The sequence below is a fragment of the Parabacteroides faecalis genome (assembly GCF_022809355.1).
Taxonomy (GTDB): domain Bacteria; phylum Bacteroidota; class Bacteroidia; order Bacteroidales; family Tannerellaceae; genus Parabacteroides; species Parabacteroides faecalis.
On sequence record NZ_JAKZMM010000012.1, the window covers coordinates 70,984 to 93,460 of the forward strand.

The following is a 22,477-nucleotide window of genomic DNA, read 5'->3' on the forward strand; positions in this document are numbered from 1 at the left end:
AAGAATGGAAGAATTATTAAGTACGTTTGTCCGCTCGATCTTTGTTGACAACATGATTTTCGCATACTATCTGGGTATGTGTTCATTCTTGGCTGTATCAAAGAACGTAAAGACTGCCATGGGATTAGGTATCGCAGTTACATTCGTGTTGGTATGTACACTGCCGATCAATTATATGCTTGAGAATTATGTACTGAAGGAAGGAGCTTTGTCTTGGTTAGGGCCTCAGTTTGCTGATGTAAATTTGAGCTTCTTGGCATTCATCCTCTTTATCGCAATTATTGCATCTTTTACTCAGTTGGTTGAAATGGTCGTTGAAAAATTTGCTCCGGCTCTTTATTCTTCTCTGGGTATCTTCTTGCCGTTGATCGCTGTAAACTGTGCTATTTTAGGAGGCTCTTTGTTTATGCAGCAAAAGGCATTCCCGAATGTGGGTGTTGCAACAATCTATGGTTTAGGTTCAGGTATTGGATGGATGCTTGCTATTGTGGGTATGGCTGCCATTCGCGAGAAACTTGCTTATTCAGATGTTCCAAAACCATTGAAAGGTTTAGGTATTACCTTTATCATTACTGGTTTGATGGGTATGGCATTTATGTGCTTCTCAGGTTTGAAGATTTAAGTATTAACGCATTAAAGATAAATTAAGATATGATTTTATTAATGTCGGGCGGACTTACAATCATTGCCAGTGCAGTTGTTTTCCTTATTGTTACAATGATACTGGTAGGTGCTTTGTTGTACGCTAAAGCAAAATTGGTTCCTTCAGGAAATGTTAAGCTGAAGGTAAATGGAGAAAAAGAAATTGAAACACCTATTGGAGGAACTCTGTTAGGAGCTTTGCAGAGTGGCGGTGTCTTTCTGTCTTCAGCCTGTGGTGGTGGTGGTAAATGTGGCCAGTGCCGTGCACAAGTACTTGAAGGTGGCGGTGAAATTCTGCCTACTGAAAAAGGCTTTTTCTCTCGCAAACAGCAGAAAGAACATTGGCGCTTGGCTTGCCAGTGTAAGGTAAAGGAAGATATGCAGGTAAAAGTTCCTGAAGAAGTATTAGGTGTTAAGGAATGGGAATGCGAAGTTATTTCTAATAAGAATGTAGCTACTTTTATCAAAGAGTTTATTGTTCAGTTGCCTAAGGGCGAGCATATGGACTTTATTCCTGGATCTTATGCTCAGATTAAGATTCCGGCATACTCAATGGACTATGACAAAGATATTGATAAGAGCTTAATTGGAGATGAATATTTGCCAGCTTGGCAGAAGTTCGGCTTGTTTGGTTTGAAATGTAAAAATGATGAACCTACAATCCGTGCTTATTCTATGGCTAACTATCCTGCAGAAGGAGACCGTATCATGTTGACGGTTCGTATTGCAACACCTCCTTTCAAACCGAAACCTCAGGTAGGTTTCCAGGATGTAATGCCAGGTATAGCTTCTTCTTATATCTTTACGCTGAAGCCGGGTGATAAGGTTACGATGAGTGGTCCTTATGGTGATTTCCATCCTATCTTTGATTCTAAGCGTGAGATGATGTGGATTGGTGGTGGTGCTGGTATGGCTCCGTTGCGTGCTCAGATCATGCATATGATGAAGACTTTGAAAACAACAGACCGTAAGATGTCTTACTTCTACGGAGCTCGTGCTTTGAATGAAGTCTTCTATTTGCAGGATTTCTTGGATCTGGAAAAGGAATTCCCGAACTTTACTTTCCACTTGGCGCTTGACCGTCCGGATCCTGCCGCTGATGCAGCTGGCGTTAAGTACACAGCCGGTTTCGTTCATCAGGTAATTTACAATACATATCTGAAAGATCATGAAGCTCCTGAAGATATTGAATACTACATGTGTGGTCCTGGCCCGATGTCAAAAGCTGTAGAAAATATGCTTGACAGTCTGGGTGTTCCGATGGAGATGTTGCATTTTGATAACTTTGGTGGTTAATCAGATAAGTAAACAGATTCAGAACTTATTAAAAGAGGATGTGATCATCAAAGACCACATCCTTTTTTATCTTATGACATAGGCTACTCTCTAAATTTAACCGTTTTTTGAATAAAAGTACAATAATCGTGCAGCATTTTACGTTTATATTACATCTAAGCTAATAAAGAATTATAAATAGAATAGCTTATGAAACCATTGATATTATCTTTTTTTGCAATAATTCTGATTTACTCTTTATTCTTCGATCAAGATGAAAAAAGAGAACGTGATTATCAGTTTGGATTGGATAGTTCTATGAATCTTGATAAAGAGGCTTTAGGACAATACCCGACTGATTCGATTAGCTTTCTTGCTTCCTCTAATAAAGAAAGAGCAATGAGTGTGGAGTGACAATAAGCCTTATTAGTGGGTGGTGATAAAAGAAATTTTTTATTTAAAGCCAGATGTCTCTGATTGGATGTCTGGCTTTTTTTGTATCCTCATGATCTGCTTTTTCTGATATATAAGATTTCTTATTTGATTCTCTCGAGAATCCATTTTGATTCATACGAGAATCGGATTGAATTCTCGAGAGTTTTGTTTTGTTGGAAAAATAATGATTCAAATTGATTTATTTTATAGCTTCTTCGTATGTCGGGATTTCTTTAAGAAATTTGTATGTTTGTTGAGTATAATCAATTTGACAACAGATATGTTTTAGTCCGTTGCTGACGATCAAATACCGGGCATGCAGTGACATATTATAACGGAGAATTTGTTGAAAGACTTCTTCTGTTATTTCGATGTGTGGAGCTTTGTATTCTGCGATGATAAATGGCTCGAGCATTGTATTAAAAATAACCGTGTCACAACGCTTGGATGTGTTATGGAGCTTAATCGCAACTTCGTTTGAGATTGTTTCAATGGGGTAATGCTTTGCTGTTATTAAATAATTCACGAAGTGCTGCCGTACCCATTCTTCGGGTGTTAGTGCTACATGCTTTTTCCGTACCTTGTCAAAAATAAATGTTTTCCCGTCTTTTTCTGAGAGGCGAACCTGAAATTCGGGTAATGCTAATTTGTCCATATAAATCCGTTAAATACACACAAATGTAAAGAATAAATCGGAATGAACCATATTTACTGACTGTTTGATTGATCAGATTTCTATTTTTATTGTACATTTGTTTTTGTGAAAAAGAGAAAGTGCATGAATCTAAAAGGAGAAAGCTGATATGAAGACGAAACAGGAAATTGTGGAAAATTGGTTACCCCGTTATACGGAGAGAAAACTGGAAGATTTTACAAAACATATCTTGCTGACCAATTTTACCAAGTATGTAGAGATCTTTGCCGAATATTATCATGTTCCTATTTTAGGATTAAAAGGTTCTATGCCTAATGCGGCCGCAGATGGGATAACAATCATAAATTTTGGAATGGGAAGTTCGAATGCTGCAACGATTATGGACTTGCTTTCGGCCATAAAGCCAGATGCTGTTTTGTTCTTGGGAAAATGTGGAGGCTTGAAAAAAGTAAATAATTTAGGAGACTATTTGCTTCCGATTGCTGCTATTCGCGGAGAAGGTACATCCAATGAATATTTGCCGCCCGAAGTTCCTTCTCTTCCTGCATTTTCCATGTTACGTGCCATTTCTTCAGCCATTCGAGATCACGGTCGGGATTATTGGACTGGTACGGTTTATACGACAAATCGAAGGGTATGGGAGTATGATTCGGAGTTTAAAGATTACTTGAAAAAAACGCATGCAACAGGGATTGATATGGAAACTGCAACACTGTTGACAGCCGGTTTTGCAAACAAAATTCCGACAGGTGCTTTACTTATGATATCAGATAAGCCTATGGAGGAAAATGGAATTAAGACAGAAGAAAGTGATAAAGAAGTAACCCGCCTCTTTGTAGAAGAACATGTTCATTTAGGCATGGAGTCTTTGAAGCAGATTATCGACGAGAAGAAAACTATTCAACACATCCTTTTCAGCTGGTAAACTTGTATGGCAAAAAAAGAATATACGTTTGATGAAATATGCCGTGCTATAAAAAGCAGACGCTTCAGTCCTGTTTATGTCCTCATGGGTGAAGAACCATTTTTCATAGACAAGCTGACGGATTTGTTGATGGCTACTGTGCTGGATGAGTCGGAAAAGGATTTCAATCAGCTATTGCTTTATGGTGCTGAGACGGATGCAGTCTCAGTCATTAATGCTGCACGAAGATTCCCGATGATGTCGGAATACCAGTTGATCGTTGTCCGTGAGGCTCAGCAGATGCGCGACATAGAATTACTGGCAACTTATGTAAAGAAGCCTTTGGCATCTACAGTCTTGGTGATTAATTATAAATATAAAACACTCGACAGACGGAAAGCGCTGGCTTCGGCAGTAGAGAGTAACGGACTTTTATTTGAGTCAAAGAAAATTCCGGAATATAAAATGCCTGCCTTTATCACAAGTATTCTTCAGGCACGATCTATTGCAATTGATCCAAAAGCCTCCCAAATGCTTTCTGATTGCCTTGGAAACGATTTAAATCGATTGGATAAGGAATTAGATAAGCTGGGAATTATTTTGGCGGAAAAAGGCTTAAATCGCGCCACCCCAGAATTAGTAGAACAACATGTAGGAATCAGCAAAGAATACAATAACTTCGAGCTTCTGCGTGCTGTTTCAACGAAAGATGTATTAAAGGCTAATCGGATTATTCAATACTTCAGTGACAATCCTAAAAACAATCCGATACAAGTGACCCTTGCTGTATTATTTAACTATTTCTCAAATCTGCTGATTTGCTATTATACCAAAGATAGATCGGAAAGCGGGCTGATGACGGCATTGGGATTACGAGCCAATTTTCAACTGAAAGATTACACTTTCGGGCTGAAGAATTATTCGGCCATGAAAGTTTTCAATATTATTGCTGACATAAGATCGGCCGACGCACAATCAAAAGGTGTTGCAAATTCATCGGCTAGCGATGGTGAAATCATGAAATTTCTTCTCTACAAAATTTTACACTAAAAGAGAATTCTCTGATCAGATTATTTTACAGATAAGGACTATTTTTCTGTTTTCTTCAATTTCAAACGAACAGAAAAATAGTCCTTTTCTTTTGATTTTCTACTTGTTATCCCGATTTTATCCCCTTCAAAATTTGAATATTTGAAATAAACTCTACTATTGGTCGGAAATATCGTCCAAATTCAGGGGTTAAGAATATTCTGCTTCGAAGATTTATCTTTTACATAATCATTATTGAATAAGCAATGTCATTTTGTCAGTTGTGTATTTCTTTAAAGGAAGAGTTATTCTACAATAATACACAAAATTGGAACGATATACAAATGTATAATATAGATAAAGAGCAAAATAAGTATACAATAATATATTTATTCACTGAATATGTCGTGTATAAAATAATATTTTTGTTTACAATACTATATGTTTACAAAAGAAAAGTAGGAGAGAAGTAGGAGTCTTATTTGTATGAAGTAATAAATAAGAATCCAGTATTATACAAAATATAGCTAGAGTAATACATAAAATATATGGGGATGATAGTGTAATTCTATGGATACAATTCTATATTTATAGCTGTTTTATGTAATATAATACTCTATATACCAAATTATTATCTAATATTCCTATATAATCACTTTAATCTGTATATAAATGGATACAAGTGATACTGAATACAATTGTATTATTTATGATAGAAATGTATATGTATAAATTTATAAATATATATTTGTTTGTTTACAAGAATTGTTTATCTTTGTATCATATAAAAAATAGTACGTTTTGAATTAAAAAATAGGTCAAAATGGCAGATAATATAGAATCTGAAGCTACAAATATGAAAGAGCGGATTATAAAAATCATGGAATGCGAACGTATGGGGCAAGCACAGTTTGCAAGTGCGATAGGAATTCAGCGTGCGGCTATGTCACATATAATTTCAGGAAGGAATAATCCTAGTCTGGATGTGATGACGAAGATTTTACATCGTTATCCGCAAATTAATCCGGATTGGTTATTGTTAGGAAAAGGCGAAATGCTTCGCGATAATACTCCTGCTATGGAGCCTGCAGATAATATCGCTAAAAATCCCCCTCAGATACAAGTAGTACCAGAGGGTCATCAGGAGCTTCCTTTTCAAGAATCTCGAAAAGAATTAGAAAATTCAGAAAAAGCATGGGCTGTTTCGGTAGAAAAGTCTTCCAAAACAGTGAGTAAAATCATGGTTTTTTATTCGGACAATACATACGATACGTTTGTTCCGGAAAAACAGGAGTCTGAATAATTATTCTTCACATAGGTGAATCCTGTAATTATATGGGTTTCTTTCGTATCTTTGCATGAAAACTTTGTAATCATTTATATATGAAGAAATGTATGCTTGATATGAAGGTGACGGACAATTGTCGGCTTCATCATAATTATTGTCTGCTAAAGCTTACTGCAGATCTTCCATTGCCAGATATGAATCCTGGTCAGTTCGTCCAAGTGCGTGTGCCTAATTCTGCTACAACTTTTCTTAGACGTCCGATTTCAGTTAATTTTGTTGATAAACAGACGAATGAATTATGGCTACTGATTCAGTTGGTGGGTGATGGAACTCGTAAATTAGCTGAAGCAAAAACCGGTGATTTAATTAACATTGTACTGCCATTGGGAAATGGATTTTCTATGCCTAATCCTGGAGAATCGAAGAAGTTACTTTTAATAGGTGGTGGTGTCGGTACAGCCCCGATGTTATATTTGGGAGCTCGTCTGAAAGAGATGGGATATGAACCCACATTCTTGTTGGGTGCCCGTTCTAAGAATGATTTGCTTCAGCTGGACTTGTTTGAGCAATATGGACAGGTATATGTCACAACCGAAGATGGTTCGATGGGTGAAAAAGGCTATGTCACTAATCATTCTATATTGAAATCCGTTCATTTTGACCAGATTTATACCTGTGGACCTAAGCCTATGATGATGGCAGTTGCTAAATATGCAGCAGGGGAATCTATTGCTTGTGAAGTCTCTTTAGAGAACACAATGGCTTGTGGTATTGGTGCTTGTCTTTGTTGTGTAGAGAAGACTAAAGATGAACACCATGTGTGTGTATGTACAGAAGGACCTGTTTTTAATATCGAGAAATTATCATGGCTGAACTAAGTGTAAATATTGGAAATTTGCAGTTGAAGAATCCGGTAATGACTGCATCGGGAACGTTTGGATATGGCATTGAATATGCTGATTTTATTGATATTTCCCGTTTAGGAGGTATTTTTGTAAAAGGAACAACTATACAACCTCGTGAGGGTAATCTGTATCCGAGAATGGCAGAAACCCCGTCGGGAATGCTTAATGCTGTCGGACTACAGAATAAAGGTGCACAATATTTTGCCGATCACATCTATCCCGAAATCAAGGATATTGATACGAATATGATTGTGAATGTGAGCGGTTCTTCGGTTGAAACTTACGTAGAATGTGCCGAAAAAATAGCTGAACTGGATCGGATTCCAGCGATTGAGCTGAATATTTCTTGTCCGAATGTCAAGCAGGGAGGTATGGCTTTTGGAGTGACAGCTCATGGAGCAGCAGAGGTCGTCCGTGCAGTTCGCAAAGTTTATCCGAAGACCCTTATTGTAAAACTTTCTCCGAATGTAACGGATATAACAGAGATCGCCCGGGCTGTGGAAGCAGAAGGTGCAGATGCTGTTTCTATGATCAATACGATGATGGGTATGGCTATCAATGCAGAGAAACGAAAACCCGTTTTATCTACAATAACTGGTGGGCTTTCGGGTCCTTGTGTGAAGCCCGTTGCCCTGCGAATGGTATGGCAGACTGCTAAAGTTTTGAACATTCCGATCATAGGTTTGGGTGGTATTTCCAATTGGAAGGATGCGGTAGAATTTATGTTAGCTGGAGCAACAGCCATTCAAATCGGTACCTATAACTTTGTAGATCCGACAGTCTCTATTAAAGTAATAGATGGAATTAATGACTATTGTGATCGCCATGGTTTCCGTTCCGTAAAAGAAATTATTGGAGCATTAGAAGTCTAAAATTTAACTCTTCAAGAAAGAGCTGCTAGTGCGAATGTAACTCTTTACGAAATACTTCAAACTCTTAGAAAACAAAAAAACTGAGTTTCTACATATTTCAGAAGCTCAGTTTTTCTGTTTTTGGTGATCTCCTTATTTCCTCATGTTAGGATTTTCTTCAAAAAACTCCTGATAACGAGGTTTAAACAAAGTATTACTCTGTAATTTTACGGATAAATACAAGACCTTTGGTATCATTTCCCCCTTGTCCAGCCATTTGAGGTTCTAGATAGAAAGGTGTTCCTGCCTCAAATGAATTAATCTGGAAACGGAATGTCACCTTTTTCTCCCGTGTTACGGTTTGTGCTTGTTCCTGATTATCCAAAAGTTCATCTCGTTTGAGCACTTTCATGCTTTGGATCTGCAGGTTATTATCTCCACTTGTTTGGATGAATGTCACTTCATAGGTTCCGTTTCCTGCTATTTTTCCGGTCGCATCTATTTTCCAAGGAGCAATTTGGTTGGCTAAAACGACGGTTGGTCTCCATTCATCTGTAAACTGCCCAAACTCTTTATATTGGGAATAATCATTGGCAAAATAGATCGGCAATGAATAATGCCGATTGGAAACCACGGTCATTGCCCGAAAATCATTTTTACTTTCAACTTTTACAGGTGATGTATAAAGTGGAGAATGGATTGTCGGATAATTTCCATCCGTTGTGTAACGAATTGGAGCCCCAGCAACACTCTCTGTCAAAGTAAATGTTATGTCACCGTTATCCGACTCTTTCATAGAAACAATAGTCGGTTCCGGAACACGATAATTACATCCTTTCTGATCCAGACGTGCATAGTGGTACTTTAGACGCTGTGCAAAATCATTGTATTCCCGTAGATTTTGTTTTGTCCAACCAACTTCAGCCAAAGCTAACAGACGTGGAAAAGTTAAGTATTCAGCATAATTTTCAGACCGGTTTTCGTTGAGTGGGGTAATCTCTTGTAGAATCGTTCCATGAATAAACTGGTCAGACCAGAAACAGCCTTGTACACCCAAAACATGTGAACCCGGTGCGTAGTCTTTTGCATTTAGAGAATAACTTTTTTCTACGGAAATCGGAGGCATCCAAGTGGCAGCCTTGACTTCTCCAGGAGTTTTACTTTCCGGAAAATCCAAGTAGGCATGTGTTGCCGGCGTAAGAATTGCCAAATGATTGTGTTCTACGGCTTGAATGGTATCTTTTTCATTATGCCAGAACAATGCTACTACTTGATCATCAAGTTTACCACGCTGAATAATCTCTTCCCATCCAATGACAGTCCGATCTTTTTCCTTCATCATGTGTAAGACTTGATTTGTCAAATATCCTTGAAGGTCTGAAGCTTTAGTCAATCCATTATCCTTCATTACCTGCTGACATTTTGGGCATGTTTCCCAATTATCATAAACTGCTTCATCTCCACCTATATTAATATAATGAGAAGGAAACAGGTTTACAGTCTCATCCAATACATCTTGCAAGAACTGATAAGAAGATTCTTTCCCGACGCAAAGCAGATCGCGACTGATGAAATGTTGGCTTGGAACTTCACGGGGCTCACCTTTACAACTCAACCAGGGATAGGCTGCAACCGCAGAAAGCATGTGGGCCGGAAATTCTATTTCAGGAATGATCTCTACATTCCGTACTTTTGCATAAGCAATTATTTCTTTGATATCTTCTTGTGTATAATATCCACCCAACCGATTCTGATCTTTACCTGCCCAAGCACCTATTTCTGTCAACTTTGGATATTTTTTGATTTCCAAACGCCAACCAGAATCATCTATTAAATGGAATTGCAGCTTGTTCATTTTATACATAGCCATCATGTCGATGTATTTCTTGACAAAATCTTTATCATAGAAATACCGGGCTACATCAAGCATCATACCACGCCAAGGATGCGAAGGAGCATCCGAAATCGTTATGGCTGGCGCTTCCCATTGTACATTTTTTTGTCGGGTAGCACTATATATTTCACTGGGAAATAGTTGTAATAGGGTCTGAATTCCATAAAAAACACCTCCCGCATCTGTACCTTCAATGTGAATACATTCAGGCTTTACAACGAGATTATAAGCTTCTGCTTGTCCGGAAGATGTATTTTGAGCTAAATGGATACTACCAGAAACGGGTTTCCCCTCGGTTATTTTTAGATCCCAGCCCGTAGATGCAGCAATAACTTCTTGCAAATATTCTGCTTGGGGGCGAAGAGTTGTTTGATATGTTATGATTGTTTGTGGGTTTAATTGGAAATAACCTTTTCCTTGATGCATTTCAACTGGTTTAGGGATAATCGTAATTTCTTGCGCGGCCAAACAAGCTAAATTACAGGAAAGGAATAAGGCTGAAATTAAGTGTTTCATCATGTGTCTTTCGGTATAAATGAATACTAATTTGATAATAACAAAAGGGAGGAAAACAGATTTCCCCATTTTCCTCCTTTATGTATGTGTAATTGAAAAATTACTCACCTTTGATAGCTGCGATACCCGGTAAAATCTTACCTTCGATAGCTTCCAACAAAGCACCACCACCTGTAGAGATGTAAGAAACTTTGTCTGCCATACCGAATTTGTTGATACAAGCAACAGAATCACCACCACCAATCAAAGAGAAAGCTCCGTTAGCAGTTGCTTCAGCAATAGCTTCAGCAATAGCACGAGAACCAGCAGTGAAGTTATCGAATTCGAATACACCTGCAGGACCGTTCCAAAGGATTGTCTTAGCACCCTTGATTGCATCTGCAAATGCTTTACGAGTTTCAGGACCAGCATCCAAACCTTCCCAACCTTCAGGAACATCGTTAGCCGGACAGATTTGTGTATTGGCATCGTTAGAAAATGCATCAGCAGCAACACAGTCTGTACCCAAAACCAAGTTTACACCTTTTGCTTTTGCTTTTGCGATGATGTCTAATGCCAAATCCAATTTATCGTCTTCGCAGATAGACATACCAATCTTTCCGCCTTGAGCCTTAGCAAATGTATAAGTCATACCACCACACAAGATCAGGTTATCTACCTTATCCATCAAGTTTTCGATGATACCGATCTTAGTAGATACTTTTGAACCACCCATGATAGCTGTAAACGGACGTTTGATATTACTTAATACATTGTCAACAGCCTGTACTTCTTTTTCCATCAGGTAACCCAACATCTTGTGGTCTGCATCGAAATAATCAGCGATAACAGCTGTAGAAGCATGTTTACGGTGTGCTGTACCGAATGCATCGTTTACGTAGCAGTCAGCGTAAGAAGCCAAAGTCTTGGCAAATTCTTTCTGAGAAGCCTTCATTGCTTTCTTAGCATCTTCGTAAGCAGGATCTTCTTTTTCGATACCTACAGGCTTGCCTTCTTCTTCCGGATAGAAACGTAAGTTTTCCAACAAAAGAACTTCACCCGGTTTCAATGCTGCAGCAGCTTCACCAGCTTTTGCGCAGTCCGGAGCGAATTGTACAGGAACACCCAGATGAGCTGATACTGCATCTACAATCTGACTCAAAGAATACTTGGCGTTTACCTTTCCTTTTGGTTTGCCCATGTGAGACATAATGATTAAGCTACCACCGTCTGCCAAAATCTTTTTCAATGTAGGCAGCGCACCACGAATACGGGTATCATCTGTAATTTTACCATTTTCGTCGAGAGGTACATTAAAGTCCACGCGAACAATTGCCTTCTTTCCGGCAAATTTAAACTGATCAATTGTCATAATATTGTCTATTTAAAAAATATGGTCATTTGTACTTGCAAACTTACATAAAAATATTCTTATTTCGCTATTGACAGGCATTTTTTATTCAATGAGTTTGAATCGCAGGCGTAAACGCCCTTCTGTATAGTCGTAGGTCAATAACTTGAAATGTCCTATTTCTGAGGTATTTTGTACATGCACACCGATACATGCACACGTATCATAATCTCCGATATGGACAATACGTAGTGTGTTGCTGGCATCTTCGGGAAGCTTACTCAAGTCGACAATAGAAGCCGCTTCTTCTTTCGGCATAAATTCTATGGTCACCGGCAGGTGTTGGTCAATAACCTCGTTAACCCGACGTTCTATTTCTTGCATTTGCTCAGGAGTAGGGGCATCTGTCAATTCGTAATCACATTTACTTTTTTTCCGTTCGATATGAGCATTCTTCGAGCGTGGGCAACCAAACATCCTTACCATGGTTTGATTCAGAATATGTTCTGCTGTATGCATGGGAGGATATTCTTGTTTGTTATGTTCATTTAATTGGATTTCTTGTTCCATACTTGTGATCAAATGATATTAATAAAAAAGAGATCATCCAGAATCTCAGTAGAGGATTCCAGACAATCTCTTCCTTTTTGCCTTAATAAACTATATACACCATTTTATTGATTAGTGGATCAAGTCAACACTACGTTTGATGAAATTACTCAAAGCTTCACCTTTCAGCAAACCGTTGCTTAAGAGAGCCAAATCGATTAACTGACTGACTTTCTTGTTGCCAGCTGCGTATTCAGCAATGATTTTATTGCATTCCACACGCAACTCTGCAATCTTTTTATTGGTATTCGTCATGTCTTCTTTTTCAGCTTCAGTAATTTCTTCTTCTTTCTTGCTGTTCTGTGTTTCACGTAAGTCTGATTGACGAGCTTTCCAGCCTTTCATATCAGCTAAAATAGGTTGCAGTTTTTCATTGCAAGCAGACTCTTCGTTCTCCAGAATATCTTTGACTAGAGCATGATCCGTGTTGATAACCAGATTATAGCTGTCAGGCATTTCTCCATAGAAAGCCATTCCTGGTTGCATAGCCGACATTTCACGCATACGACGCATATATTCGCCTTGTGTCAAAACAACCGGATTCGAATTTGAACCCATAGCTTCCAGAGTCACCATAAATTCTGTCTTTTCCAGTTTTGGCAATTGGCTCTTGAAGATTTCCTGCAAAGCTTCCCGTTGTTCTTCTTCCAATGAAACTTTTCCAACTTCTTCTTTCGGAATCAAACGATCGATCGTATCGCTATCAACACGAACGAAACGAACTTTATCCAATTTTTGTTCCAACTGGCCGATAGCATGAACATCCAACTGTCCATTCATTACCAATACACTATATCCTTTGTCTTTGGCAGCTTGGATATAACTGTATTGTTCATTTTTATTGGTTGTGTACAAATAAACCAGTGTACCATCTTTATCTGTTTGATTATCTTTGATCAAAGTCTTATACTCATCAAGTGTAAAGTATTTATCATCAATATCTTTCAGTAATGCAAACTTCGCTGCACGGTCATAGAATTTCTCATCCGTCAACATACCATACTGAATGAATAGCTTCAGATAATCCCATTTCTCTTCGAACTGTTTCCGGTCAGCCTTAAAGATTTCTTCCAAACGGTCAGCTACCTTTTTTGTAATATGACTAGAAATCTTCTTCACATTCTGGTCACTTTGCAGATAAGAACGTGAAACGTTCAATGGAATATCCGGCGAATCGATCACACCATGAAGCAATGTAAGGAATTCAGGTACGATTCCTTCTACAGAATCTGTGACGAATACCTGGTTGCAATACAATTGGATTTTGTTCCGATGTAAGTCGATATTACTCTTGATACGTGGGAAGTATAAAATACCAGTCAGATTAAACGGATAATCCACATTTAAGTGAATCCAGAAAAGCGGTTCGTCTGACATAGGGTATAAATCCTGATAAAACTTTTTGTAGTCTTCATCTTTCAACTCAGCTGGTTTACGAACCCAAGCCGGAGTTGTATCATTCACGATGTTATCTTCGTCGGTATCCACATATTTGCCGTCTTTCCATTCTTGTTTTTTGCCGAAAGCAATTGGAACAGGCAAGAAACGGCAATATTTTGTCAGTAATCCGGCAATCTTCTGCTGATTTAGAAAATCTTTGTTTTCATCATCAATATACAAGATAATATCTGTTCCTCGATCTGCTTTTTCGGTTTCTTCCAAGGTATAAGTAGGAGTACCGTCGCAACTCCATTTTACAGCTTGTGCACCTTCCTTATATGATTTGGTTACAATTTCAACTTTCTTTGAAACCATGAAAGAAGAGTAAAATCCCAAACCAAAATGGCCGATAATTGCAGCCGCATCATTCTTATATTTCTCAACGAATTCTTCAGCTCCAGAAAATGCTATCTGATTGATGTATTTATCAATTTCTTCAGCTGTCATACCAATACCACGGTCGGAGATTGTGATAGTCTGATCGTCAAATTTAACCCGGACTGTCAAATCGCCCATTTCACCTTTGAACTCGCCGACAGATGACAATGTTTTTAATTTCTGCGTAGCATCTACTGCATTTGAAACCAATTCACGCAAGAAAATTTCGTGATCGCTGTATAGAAACTTTTTGATGATCGGGAAGATATTTTCGCTTGTAACCCCGATATTACCATTCTTGTTCATATTGATATTTTTTTATTATTATCAAACTTATTCTTTGCATTCAATTTAATCATACAAATCATCTATTAATCTACAAATAGAATACCAAAGTTATTAACAAAGACAAAAATGAATATTATCTGACATTTCTTCAGATGATATATAAATCTACTGCCAAATTTTCTTGGCTATGACAAGATTCATATGTCTATAAAAACTGCGATTTAAAGATTTCGCGATAAAATATACGAGATTCAAAAACGAAACCAACGAGAATCGTTTTTGATTCATATTGGTTTTAGTTTCATATATACCTATTTCTGTTGATAAATCCCTATTGATTTATAATTATGATTATGTTAAATAGAAATATGAAATATACAAACCCTATTTCTACTGTATGTCATTATTAAATACATGCATGAGATTATTTCAAATTTGCATTGCAAAATTTGATAATGGCAGAAAACATATATGCACTTGAGTTCCTTTATTCATTTCGGAATTAATTCTAATCTTAGCTCCAAAAGATTCTAATATTCTGATTGATAATGTCAAGCCGATACCTTGACCCTCAAATCCTCTGGCATTTTTTCCTCTGTAAAACGGTTGAAAAATACGTTTTATATCATCCGCAGAAATACCAATTCCTTGATCTTCAATATATACATTGTATTCTTTGACGCGTACTAATACGTCCTTTCCTTTCGAATATTTACAAGCATTATTTACAATATTCTGAATAGCAATACCCAATAAATATGGATTAGCTTTTATAACAACTTCAGGGCCTTCTGCCCTGAAGTTAACAGGATGAACAGCAAAGTTTTTTATAAATGATTGTAAATTAATGGGCTCAATAGCACTATTTATTATCTCCTTATCTCCACGAGAAAGAAATAGTAAGTGTTTCATTAAAATTATCATTCGCTGACTTTCTGACTTAATACGCTCTAACGCAGAAATATATTCTTGTGAAGTCCGTTCTCTTAAAAGCATGATTTCGCATTCCCCTTGAATAGCTGTCAACGGATTGTTTAATTCGTGGGAAGCATTACTGATGAAGGATTTTTCGTTTTGATACGCATCGTCAATTTGATTGACTAATCGTCCTGCATATAATTTCCCTACACCATAAACTAAAATAGCTGTGATTCCAAAAGCCGCCAACAGCATCCAGCCCATATAAGAAATAATATCTGCTCCGTATCGATTATTAGATCGTATTAGAACGATGAAATTTCCTTCATTATCAGGATAATAAAGAGCAACTCCATATTGATGGTCCTTCCCTTCAAAGTGTACAATATGTTTTGTATATAATTCAGTAATTTCATCGTCTGACAAATAGCGTGATAACGATTTCCGAACTTTAATGACTGAGTCAGCGTTCAGTATTAACTCTTTGGCAATAGGCAATGCTTGGTCATACCGTTTTTGTACCAGATCATAGCTTGCATCATCTAATTCATCTCGTTCCCAATACTTTTCAGCTGTAGCGATAGCTCGCTCTGCCAGATAAGATTCATATACCTTATTAATAGACCTTGCAGTAAGGATATAGAACAATACTGCCACAAACACAACTAATCCTACGATAAGCCATGTATATACCCATACTATTTTGTTGCCTGTCTTCATGCTTCCATCATATAACCTACACCTACAACTGTATGGATCAATTTCTTATCAAACCCTTTATCTATTTTAGAGCGAAGGTAATTGACATATACATCTACAATGTTTGTATTGGTATCAAAGTTCTTTTCCCAGACTTCACGTAAGAGTTGCATTCGACTTAATGCGGCTCCTTGATTATGCATAAAGAATTCCAACAACCTACATTCTTTCACCGTTAAGTCTATTGTCAGTCCATTCCGGTAGGCTCTCCTTGAGGCTGTGTTTAATTGTAAATCAGCGCACTCTAAAATGGCTGCAGAAGGATGTGCTTCTTTCCTACGTAAAAGAGCCCTTAATCGTGCCTGCAATTCAGCAAAACTGAATGGTTTGGTGATATAGTCGTCGGCCCCAGCATCTAGACCGGAAACAATATCTTCGGTTGTACCTAAAGCCGTCACCATAAGTACAGGTGTTGTATATCCGAATATCTGACGAAATTGCTGGCAAAGTTGCAGACCGTCCATCTGAGGCATGATAATGTCAAGCATTAATAGATCAAATGATTCCTGCCGGATTAAGTCCCATGCTTCTTCCCCATTACCGGCAATAAAAACGGTATAACCAAACTCTTCCAATCCTCTTTTAATGAAAGAGGCGATATTAATCTCATCTTCTGCAACTAGAATTTTAGCCATATTGCTCACATTGAATTTATACAAAATTAAATCATATCAATCATCTTCACAATTTTCTTTGTTTTAATTTCCCATTTTTATCGAATAAAACGATTCGGTAAACGGATTCAATCATCAATGGAAATATAAATAAGGTAAAAAATGTGGCTGTTACCAAACCTCCTATGATAACAATAGCCAACGGGCGTTGACTTTCTGATCCGATACCAGTACTTACGGCAGCAGGCATCAAACCGATAGTTGCCATCATGGCAGTCATTAAAACAGAGCGAACCCTGACTTTCACACTTTGGTGAATTGACTCTTCCAGTTTCAATCCATTCCATAAGTTTTGTTTGATATCAGAAACAATGATGACGCCGTTTTGAATACAAATACCGAAAAGTGCAATGAAACCAATACCGGCAGAAATGGAGAAATTAAATCCTGTAATCAATAAAGCTCCTATTCCACCTACTGCAGCGTAAGGAACATTTAATAAAACCAAGCCGGCATCTCTTGAATTACCGAATAGAACAAACAGAATGATAAATATAATCGCTATACTGATAGGAACAACCTGTGCCAACCGTTTACTAGCTCGTTGCTGATTTTCAAAATCACCTGTCCATCTTAAGGTATAACCTTCCGGCAAGGATACCTGTCGGGCTACTTTTTGTTGTGCTTCTTTTACTGCACTTCCCATATCTCGGCCTCTGACAGAGAATTTCACAGCACAAAAACGGGTATGATTATCTCTGTATATAATCAGCGGTCCGGTGATTGTTTTGATATCGGCCAGTTCTTGGATTGGAATCATGGCTCCATCTTTAGCCGGAACTAAAATTTTACCGATTTCTTCCTCATTTCTTCTGAATTCTTCCGCATAACGAACCATGATATGGAATTTCCGTTCATCTTCATATAATAAAGAAGCGCTCTTCCCTCCTATTGCCATTTCAATGATTGACTGGATATCTTCTTTAGCGACACCGTATCTGGCTAAATTGGATTCGTTTAGTTCAATTCTCAGTTCTGGCTGACCAATATTTCTGATAACACCCAAATCTTCAATCCCATCAACAGTTTTCAGTACATTGTATATTTTATCAGCTGTTTGTTCAGATTCGTATAGATCTTTACCAAATACTTTAACTGCAATAGAGCCTTTCACTCCACTGGCTGCTTCCTCCACATTGTCGGTTATCGGTTGGGAAAAATTAAAGTCTATTCCCGGATATATTTCCATATCGTTCTGTAACTTTTCGATCAGTTCATTTTTAGTCAGTTTACTTTTCCACTCTTTTTCGGGATAAATATCCACATGAAATTCAATATTATAAAATCCGGTTGCATCAGTTCCATCATTCGGACGACCTGTCTGTGACAAGACTTTTCTAACTTCAGCATACGAAAGTAATTTCCCCCTTATTTCATTGGCTAGTTTAACAGATTCCTGTAAAGAAATACTTTGAGGTAATGTGGCCCGGATATAAATTGAACCCTCGTTTAATTGAGGAAGAAACTCTGTCCCTAGCCAAGTAAAGCTCCATAACCCAGCTACAGCGATGATTGTGGATGAAACAATGACTCGTTTCTTAAACCGATGGCAATAATCAAACATACTGGATGCATATCGATTAACTGCATTTAAAAATGGATTATGTTTTTCACTCACATTTTTCTTTAATAAGATAGACGACAAGACAGGAACTAAAGTAAGTGTGAAAAGAAGCGCTCCTAATAAAGCAAACCCTAAAGTATATGCCAACGGACTAAACATTTTCCCCTCTACTTTTTGGAAAGAAAAGATGGGAAAGAGAGCCGTGATGATAATCATTTTGGAGAAAAAAACAGATTTAGCCTGTCTTTTGGCTGTCTTTCTGATGATACCCATCTTACTCATTAAGTTAAAAGCTGGCATACCAACTTCTTTTGCTTTCTTATCCAACATGACGAAAAGTCCTTCGGTCATAACTACAGCCCCATCGACAATAATACCAAAGTCGATAGCTCCCATTGATAGAAGGTTGGCACTCATCCCCATTATATACAGACAGATAAATGCAAACAACAATGCCAGTGGGATAATAACTGCTACAATAACCGTTGTTCTCCAGTCTGCCATAAAGATCAAAATGACGAAGATGACAAACACAAGCCCTTCCGTCAGATTTTTCGTAACAGTATGTATAGCGAGATGTACCAGGTCTTCCCGGTCATAGAAAGGAACTATACGGACATCTTCCGGCAGTTCCGATTGTATTTCTCTGATTTTATCTTTCAAAGCATTAATGACCAGCTCTGGATTTTCCCCCTTTCGCATGATGACAATTCCTTCTACTACGTCATCTTTGTCCATACAACCGACCTGGCCTAAACGAGGTAGATTAGATTCTTTTACTGTTGCCAGATGTTTTACAAGGATTGGTGTTCCGCCAATGTTCTTTACAACGATATTCTCGATTTCTTTAATATCGTTTATTAATCCGATTCCACGGACAACATAGGCCTGTGAACTTTTTGTAATAATATCACCTCCTACATTCAGATTACTGTTGGAAATGGCTTCATATAATTCTAGAGTAGAAATTCCATAACTCATCAGCTGATTAGGATTAATACTGACTTCAAACGTTTTTACTTCTCCTCCAAAGCTGACAATATCTGCCACTCCTGGGACAGCTCTCAGCTTTCGGTCTATCATCCAGTCTTGTAAAGTTTTTAATTCTCTTACAGTCTGTTTGTCACTCTGCAGAGTATATCGGAAAATTTCCCCTGTTGGTCCGTATAATGGCTGTACTTCTGGTGTTATTCCTTCCGGCAAGTCTGCATCATTTAAGAGATTATATACTTGTTGGCGTGCAAAGAAATCATCTACATGATCATCAAACATCACATTGACTACAGATAGACCAAATAAGGTTGAGCTGCGAATATCCGTTTTCTTCTGCATAGAGTTCATAGCGATTTCAATAGGAATCGTTATGAATTTTTCTACCTCTTCTGCACTTCTCCCCGGCCATTGAGTAATAATGGTTACTTTGGTGTTTGTTACGTCCGGGAAAGCATCAACAGGTGTACGGGTGAAACAGGCTATTCCAATAAGAATACTCAAACCGGTACAAAAGAATATAAAGAATTTATTCTTCAGAGAGAAGGTGACTATATTGTCAATGAAAGAATGCATAATATAATTATTTTAGGGCATTATAAACTAATAATGAATTGTGATTAACCAAGATGTCTCCTTGTTTGAGTCCCTTTTCCACGAAACAGTTTGTTTGATCCTGTTTATAGATACTAATTTCCTGTTTTTGTAATAATCCTTGATTTGAAACGGTAACTACATATTGATGGCCATTCTCAAAGATAACAGAAGAAGCAGGAATACAAGGCAGTTCTAACTTGTCCTCTTGTTGCGTGACATACACATTGGCAAACATACCCGGTTTTAAAAGGATTTGTGGATTGTCAAGCTTGATTCTGATACGCATCGTTTTGCTTTCTTGATCTAATACATGATTTATACAATCTATTTCTCCATTAAATTCCATACCCTTATAGGCTAAAGTAGTAATCCGGACCGGTTGTTTTTCCTTGACTTTATTAATGTCACTTTCATAAACATCTGCTGTGATCCATACTTTTTCCAGCCCTGCAATTGTGAATAATTTCTCTTCTTGATCCGGACGGATGGAACGGTTGACGTTAATATTCCTTTCGGTAATAAAACCGGATACGGGAGCTTTAAGTAAATAGTAAGTATCTTGATCTGTCGGATACAAATCATATAATTTGTGGATTCGTTGCAGTTCAGCTTCTGCGTCCGATAATGATCGGCTTGCTTCCATCCTATCACGTTCGGATATCATACCAGAAGAGAACATCTCTTCGGCAGCCTGATAGTTCCTTTCAGCTATCCGTTTTTGTTGTTCTGCTGCCTGACGTTCCTTAGTAAGATTAGCAATTTCTTGGCTTCGTATAGATGCCAGCACACTCCCTTTTTCTACATAATCTCCTATTTCTGCATGAACGGTCATTACATCACCACTAAGCATAGAATAGACTGGAGTGACTTTGTCCATATCAAAATCAACACGTCCGTTTAATAAAAGCTCCCGTTTAAGAGACTGACACGAAACCGTATCTAAACTAACTACTTGCATTAAGCTATCTGTCAGACAGAATAGCTCAGGGCTACTTTCATCTTCTTCTTTCTTATTTTTTGTACATGAAAATACAAAGGGCAAAACGAATAAACATACCCATAATTTCTGATATTTCATAATTCTATATTTATCTTGTTCTGTGTTGAGAATGGAAATTAATAAACAAACACATTGTGATCTGTAACGATATTGATGTCCTCAATTGCCAAAAATAAATCTTGTTTAATCTGATTTAATTGTAAGTAGATTTCTTTATAGCTATTATAGTAATCAATAAACTCCAACAGACTGATATTTCTTTTTAGAAAATTGTGATTTACACCATCTATTATTTCTAAAAGATTATCGGCAAGATTCCAGTTTGTTTTTTGATATAGCTGGATAGCTTTATCAAGACGTGCATAAGCCGTAAATAACTCATTTTCTGCCAATCTTTGAGATAGCTCTTCTTGTTTCTTGGATTGTTTAATGGCGTATTGAGCTGCTTTAATATTTCCTTGGTTTCGATTGAAAATAGGAATAGAAACATTGATACCGATTGCCCAGTAGTTATTAATAAAGTTTCCTGCTTTGTCATATATCCCTTTAATACTTACTTCGGGAAAAGCGAGTGATTTTTGAAGTCTCATATAGGCTTCTGAAGTTAATGTCTGGGCTTTTGCTAGTTTAATGTCGCCTCTGGCCTGCGTATATTCCAATAAGTCAGAAAAAGGAATGCTTGTCAGGTCAATGGATGGTAAAATGGATTCGTTCAAGATGGGTTCCAGAAGCTGGTCTGCTGGTATTCCCATTAAAAGTTTAACAGTTACTTGCAGATGAATTATCTGGTTAGCCAATTCGTTTCGTTCATTCTGAAGTGAAAGCAATAATGCTTCCAAACGTGTCTGTTCTAAGAGAGAAATATGGCCGTGCTCTTGTTGACGACTTGCGGTTTCAATAATCTTTTCAAGAGAATTGATCTCAGCGTCATATACCTGTTGTGATTGGATAGCATAGAATAAATGGATAAAATCCTGTTTGAGTTCACTACGCAGTGTTCTTGCTATTTCCTCAAATTGATATTGAGCCTTTTCTTTATTGGCTTTTTCCAGTTTTATACGATTATTATGCTGACCAGCAATATAAATCAATTGTTCTAATTCAACAGCCGATTGTCCATTTTTCCCAAAGTCGAAATACCTTCCGTTTATCCGGTTATATACATTCTGCTCAAATGAAATTACAGGATTATCAAATAATTTTGCCTGAATGATAGCGGCATCGGCTTTGTTGATTTCGTAGTGTTCTGCCAATAATTGTAAGTTGTTTGTCATCAGGCATTGTTCGGCATCCCGAAGCGTTACAAGCTGTTGCTTTCCATCTTGTGCATAAATTGATATACAAAGTGAAGCAAACAGTGATAAAGTCATCATCCTTTTCATGCTCTCTTATTCATTTTAAGTTCGACAAAAATAGATGATGTGGTTTATAGAACTGGTATAAAGGTGATTAGAAAAGACTTAATACAAATTAGAAATTGATTAAAATACGGATGATATTATTTATTTCATGATCAAGATTGATAAAAAGAAAAAG

The 22,477-nt window shown here is 37.5% G+C and carries 18 protein-coding genes; 8 read left to right on the forward strand and 10 right to left on the reverse strand.

Going from position 1 to position 22,477, the window contains the following annotated elements; all coding sequences use genetic code 11:
• The first annotated feature begins 4 nt into the window (after window positions 1-4).
• From nqrE to MUN53_RS06565, 3 genes are all read left to right on the forward strand, one after another.
• Window positions 5-622, forward strand: a complete 618-nt coding sequence (gene nqrE, locus MUN53_RS06555; protein ID WP_243324092.1) for an NADH:ubiquinone reductase (Na(+)-transporting) subunit E — start codon at window positions 5-7, stop codon at window positions 620-622.
• 29 nt (window positions 623-651) lie between these two features.
• Complete coding sequence (nqrF, locus tag MUN53_RS06560; RefSeq protein ID WP_394803047.1) at window positions 652-1,938, forward strand: NADH:ubiquinone reductase (Na(+)-transporting) subunit F; 1,287 nt, start codon at window positions 652-654, stop codon at window positions 1,936-1,938.
• A 189-nt stretch (window positions 1,939-2,127) separates the two neighbouring features.
• Window positions 2,128-2,331 (forward strand): hypothetical protein, encoded by a 204-nt coding sequence (locus tag MUN53_RS06565; protein WP_243324095.1) that lies wholly within the window; start codon window positions 2,128-2,130, stop codon window positions 2,329-2,331.
• Between the two features lie 220 nt (window positions 2,332-2,551).
• On the opposite strand, the gene MUN53_RS06570 is transcribed toward MUN53_RS06565, so the two are convergent.
• On the reverse strand, window positions 2,552-3,007 hold the full coding sequence (locus tag MUN53_RS06570; protein ID WP_022455656.1) for a type I restriction enzyme HsdR N-terminal domain-containing protein: 456 nt from the start codon (window positions 3,005-3,007) through the stop codon (window positions 2,552-2,554).
• Between the two features lie 148 nt (window positions 3,008-3,155).
• Between MUN53_RS06570 and MUN53_RS06575 the strand changes: the two genes are divergently transcribed.
• The 5 genes from MUN53_RS06575 (at window position 3,156) to MUN53_RS06595 (ending at window position 8,005) form a co-directional block, all read left to right on the forward strand.
• On the forward strand, window positions 3,156-3,932 hold the full coding sequence (locus tag MUN53_RS06575) for an AMP nucleosidase (protein ID WP_022455655.1): 777 nt from the start codon (window positions 3,156-3,158) through the stop codon (window positions 3,930-3,932).
• A gap of 6 nt (window positions 3,933-3,938) precedes the next feature.
• The gene (gene holA, locus MUN53_RS06580; protein WP_243324097.1) at window positions 3,939-4,961 is read left to right on the forward strand and encodes a DNA polymerase III subunit delta; all 1,023 of its coding nucleotides are present in this window, start codon (window positions 3,939-3,941) and stop codon (window positions 4,959-4,961) included.
• 802 nt (window positions 4,962-5,763) lie between these two features.
• Window positions 5,764-6,243, forward strand: a complete 480-nt coding sequence (locus tag MUN53_RS06585; RefSeq protein WP_243324099.1) for a helix-turn-helix transcriptional regulator — start codon at window positions 5,764-5,766, stop codon at window positions 6,241-6,243.
• Window positions 6,244-6,323: 80 nt separating this feature from the next.
• Window positions 6,324-7,106 carry a dihydroorotate dehydrogenase electron transfer subunit gene (locus MUN53_RS06590; RefSeq protein ID WP_243324103.1) on the forward strand — a complete coding sequence of 261 codons (783 nt, stop codon included), beginning with the start codon at window positions 6,324-6,326 and terminating at the stop codon, window positions 7,104-7,106.
• Window positions 7,094-8,005, forward strand: coding sequence for a dihydroorotate dehydrogenase (locus MUN53_RS06595; protein ID WP_243324106.1), 912 nt, complete (start codon window positions 7,094-7,096; stop codon window positions 8,003-8,005). The genes MUN53_RS06590 and MUN53_RS06595 overlap by 13 nt, the downstream gene beginning before the upstream one ends.
• A 193-nt stretch (window positions 8,006-8,198) precedes the next feature.
• On the opposite strand, the gene MUN53_RS06600 is transcribed toward MUN53_RS06595, so the two are convergent.
• The 9 genes from MUN53_RS06600 to MUN53_RS06640 form a co-directional block, all read right to left on the reverse strand.
• Window positions 8,199-10,397 carry a beta-N-acetylhexosaminidase gene (locus MUN53_RS06600; protein ID WP_243324121.1) on the reverse strand — a complete coding sequence of 733 codons (2,199 nt, stop codon included), beginning with the start codon at window positions 10,395-10,397 and terminating at the stop codon, window positions 8,199-8,201.
• A gap of 97 nt (window positions 10,398-10,494) precedes the next feature.
• On the reverse strand, window positions 10,495-11,745 hold the full coding sequence (locus tag MUN53_RS06605; RefSeq protein WP_022455648.1) for a phosphoglycerate kinase: 1,251 nt from the start codon (window positions 11,743-11,745) through the stop codon (window positions 10,495-10,497).
• A gap of 84 nt (window positions 11,746-11,829) precedes the next feature.
• Window positions 11,830-12,294 carry an alanyl-tRNA editing protein gene (locus tag MUN53_RS06610; RefSeq protein WP_243324122.1) on the reverse strand — a complete coding sequence of 155 codons (465 nt, stop codon included), beginning with the start codon at window positions 12,292-12,294 and terminating at the stop codon, window positions 11,830-11,832.
• A gap of 111 nt (window positions 12,295-12,405) precedes the next feature.
• Window positions 12,406-14,457 (reverse strand): molecular chaperone HtpG, encoded by a 2,052-nt coding sequence (gene htpG / locus MUN53_RS06615; protein ID WP_243324123.1) that lies wholly within the window; start codon window positions 14,455-14,457, stop codon window positions 12,406-12,408.
• A gap of 411 nt (window positions 14,458-14,868) precedes the next feature.
• Window positions 14,869-16,077, reverse strand: coding sequence for a sensor histidine kinase (locus tag MUN53_RS06620; RefSeq protein ID WP_243324124.1), 1,209 nt, complete (start codon window positions 16,075-16,077; stop codon window positions 14,869-14,871).
• A complete protein-coding gene (locus MUN53_RS06625; RefSeq protein ID WP_243324126.1) occupies window positions 16,074-16,751 on the reverse strand; it encodes a response regulator transcription factor in 678 nt (225 codons plus the stop codon). Before MUN53_RS06625 ends, MUN53_RS06620 begins: the two co-directional genes overlap by 4 nt.
• Window positions 16,752-16,797: 46 nt before the next feature.
• Window positions 16,798-19,920, reverse strand: a complete 3,123-nt coding sequence (locus tag MUN53_RS06630) for an efflux RND transporter permease subunit (RefSeq protein WP_243324128.1) — start codon at window positions 19,918-19,920, stop codon at window positions 16,798-16,800.
• 7 nt (window positions 19,921-19,927) lie between these two features.
• On the reverse strand, window positions 19,928-21,019 hold the full coding sequence (locus MUN53_RS06635) for an efflux RND transporter periplasmic adaptor subunit (RefSeq protein ID WP_243324130.1): 1,092 nt from the start codon (window positions 21,017-21,019) through the stop codon (window positions 19,928-19,930).
• 38 nt (window positions 21,020-21,057) lie between these two features.
• Window positions 21,058-22,323: a TolC family protein gene (locus tag MUN53_RS06640; protein WP_243324131.1), complete on the reverse strand. Its 1,266-nt coding sequence runs from the start codon at window positions 22,321-22,323 to the stop codon at window positions 21,058-21,060.
• Between the last annotated feature and the right edge of the window lie 154 nt (window positions 22,324-22,477).

Coding starts and splice junctions, on each gene's coding strand:
- nqrE (WP_243324092.1), top strand. CDS start 5: ATGGAAGAATTATTAAGTACGTTTGTCCGCTCGATCTTTGTTGACAAC.
- nqrF (WP_394803047.1), top strand. CDS start 652: ATGATTTTATTAATGTCGGGCGGACTTACAATCATTGCCAGTGCAGTT.
- MUN53_RS06565 (WP_243324095.1), top strand. CDS start 2,128: ATGAAACCATTGATATTATCTTTTTTTGCAATAATTCTGATTTACTCT.
- MUN53_RS06570 (WP_022455656.1), bottom strand. CDS start 3,007: ATGGACAAATTAGCATTACCCGAATTTCAGGTTCGCCTCTCAGAAAAA.
- MUN53_RS06575 (WP_022455655.1), top strand. CDS start 3,156: ATGAAGACGAAACAGGAAATTGTGGAAAATTGGTTACCCCGTTATACG.
- holA (WP_243324097.1), top strand. CDS start 3,939: ATGGCAAAAAAAGAATATACGTTTGATGAAATATGCCGTGCTATAAAA.
- MUN53_RS06585 (WP_243324099.1), top strand. CDS start 5,764: ATGGCAGATAATATAGAATCTGAAGCTACAAATATGAAAGAGCGGATT.
- MUN53_RS06590 (WP_243324103.1), top strand. CDS start 6,324: ATGAAGAAATGTATGCTTGATATGAAGGTGACGGACAATTGTCGGCTT.
- MUN53_RS06595 (WP_243324106.1), top strand. CDS start 7,094: ATGGCTGAACTAAGTGTAAATATTGGAAATTTGCAGTTGAAGAATCCG.
- MUN53_RS06600 (WP_243324121.1), bottom strand. CDS start 10,397: ATGATGAAACACTTAATTTCAGCCTTATTCCTTTCCTGTAATTTAGCT.
- MUN53_RS06605 (WP_022455648.1), bottom strand. CDS start 11,745: ATGACAATTGATCAGTTTAAATTTGCCGGAAAGAAGGCAATTGTTCGC.
- MUN53_RS06610 (WP_243324122.1), bottom strand. CDS start 12,294: ATGGAACAAGAAATCCAATTAAATGAACATAACAAACAAGAATATCCT.
- htpG (WP_243324123.1), bottom strand. CDS start 14,457: ATGAACAAGAATGGTAATATCGGGGTTACAAGCGAAAATATCTTCCCG.
- MUN53_RS06620 (WP_243324124.1), bottom strand. CDS start 16,077: ATGAAGACAGGCAACAAAATAGTATGGGTATATACATGGCTTATCGTA.
- MUN53_RS06625 (WP_243324126.1), bottom strand. CDS start 16,751: ATGGCTAAAATTCTAGTTGCAGAAGATGAGATTAATATCGCCTCTTTC.
- MUN53_RS06630 (WP_243324128.1), bottom strand. CDS start 19,920: ATGCATTCTTTCATTGACAATATAGTCACCTTCTCTCTGAAGAATAAA.
- MUN53_RS06635 (WP_243324130.1), bottom strand. CDS start 21,019: ATGAAATATCAGAAATTATGGGTATGTTTATTCGTTTTGCCCTTTGTA.
- MUN53_RS06640 (WP_243324131.1), bottom strand. CDS start 22,323: ATGAAAAGGATGATGACTTTATCACTGTTTGCTTCACTTTGTATATCA.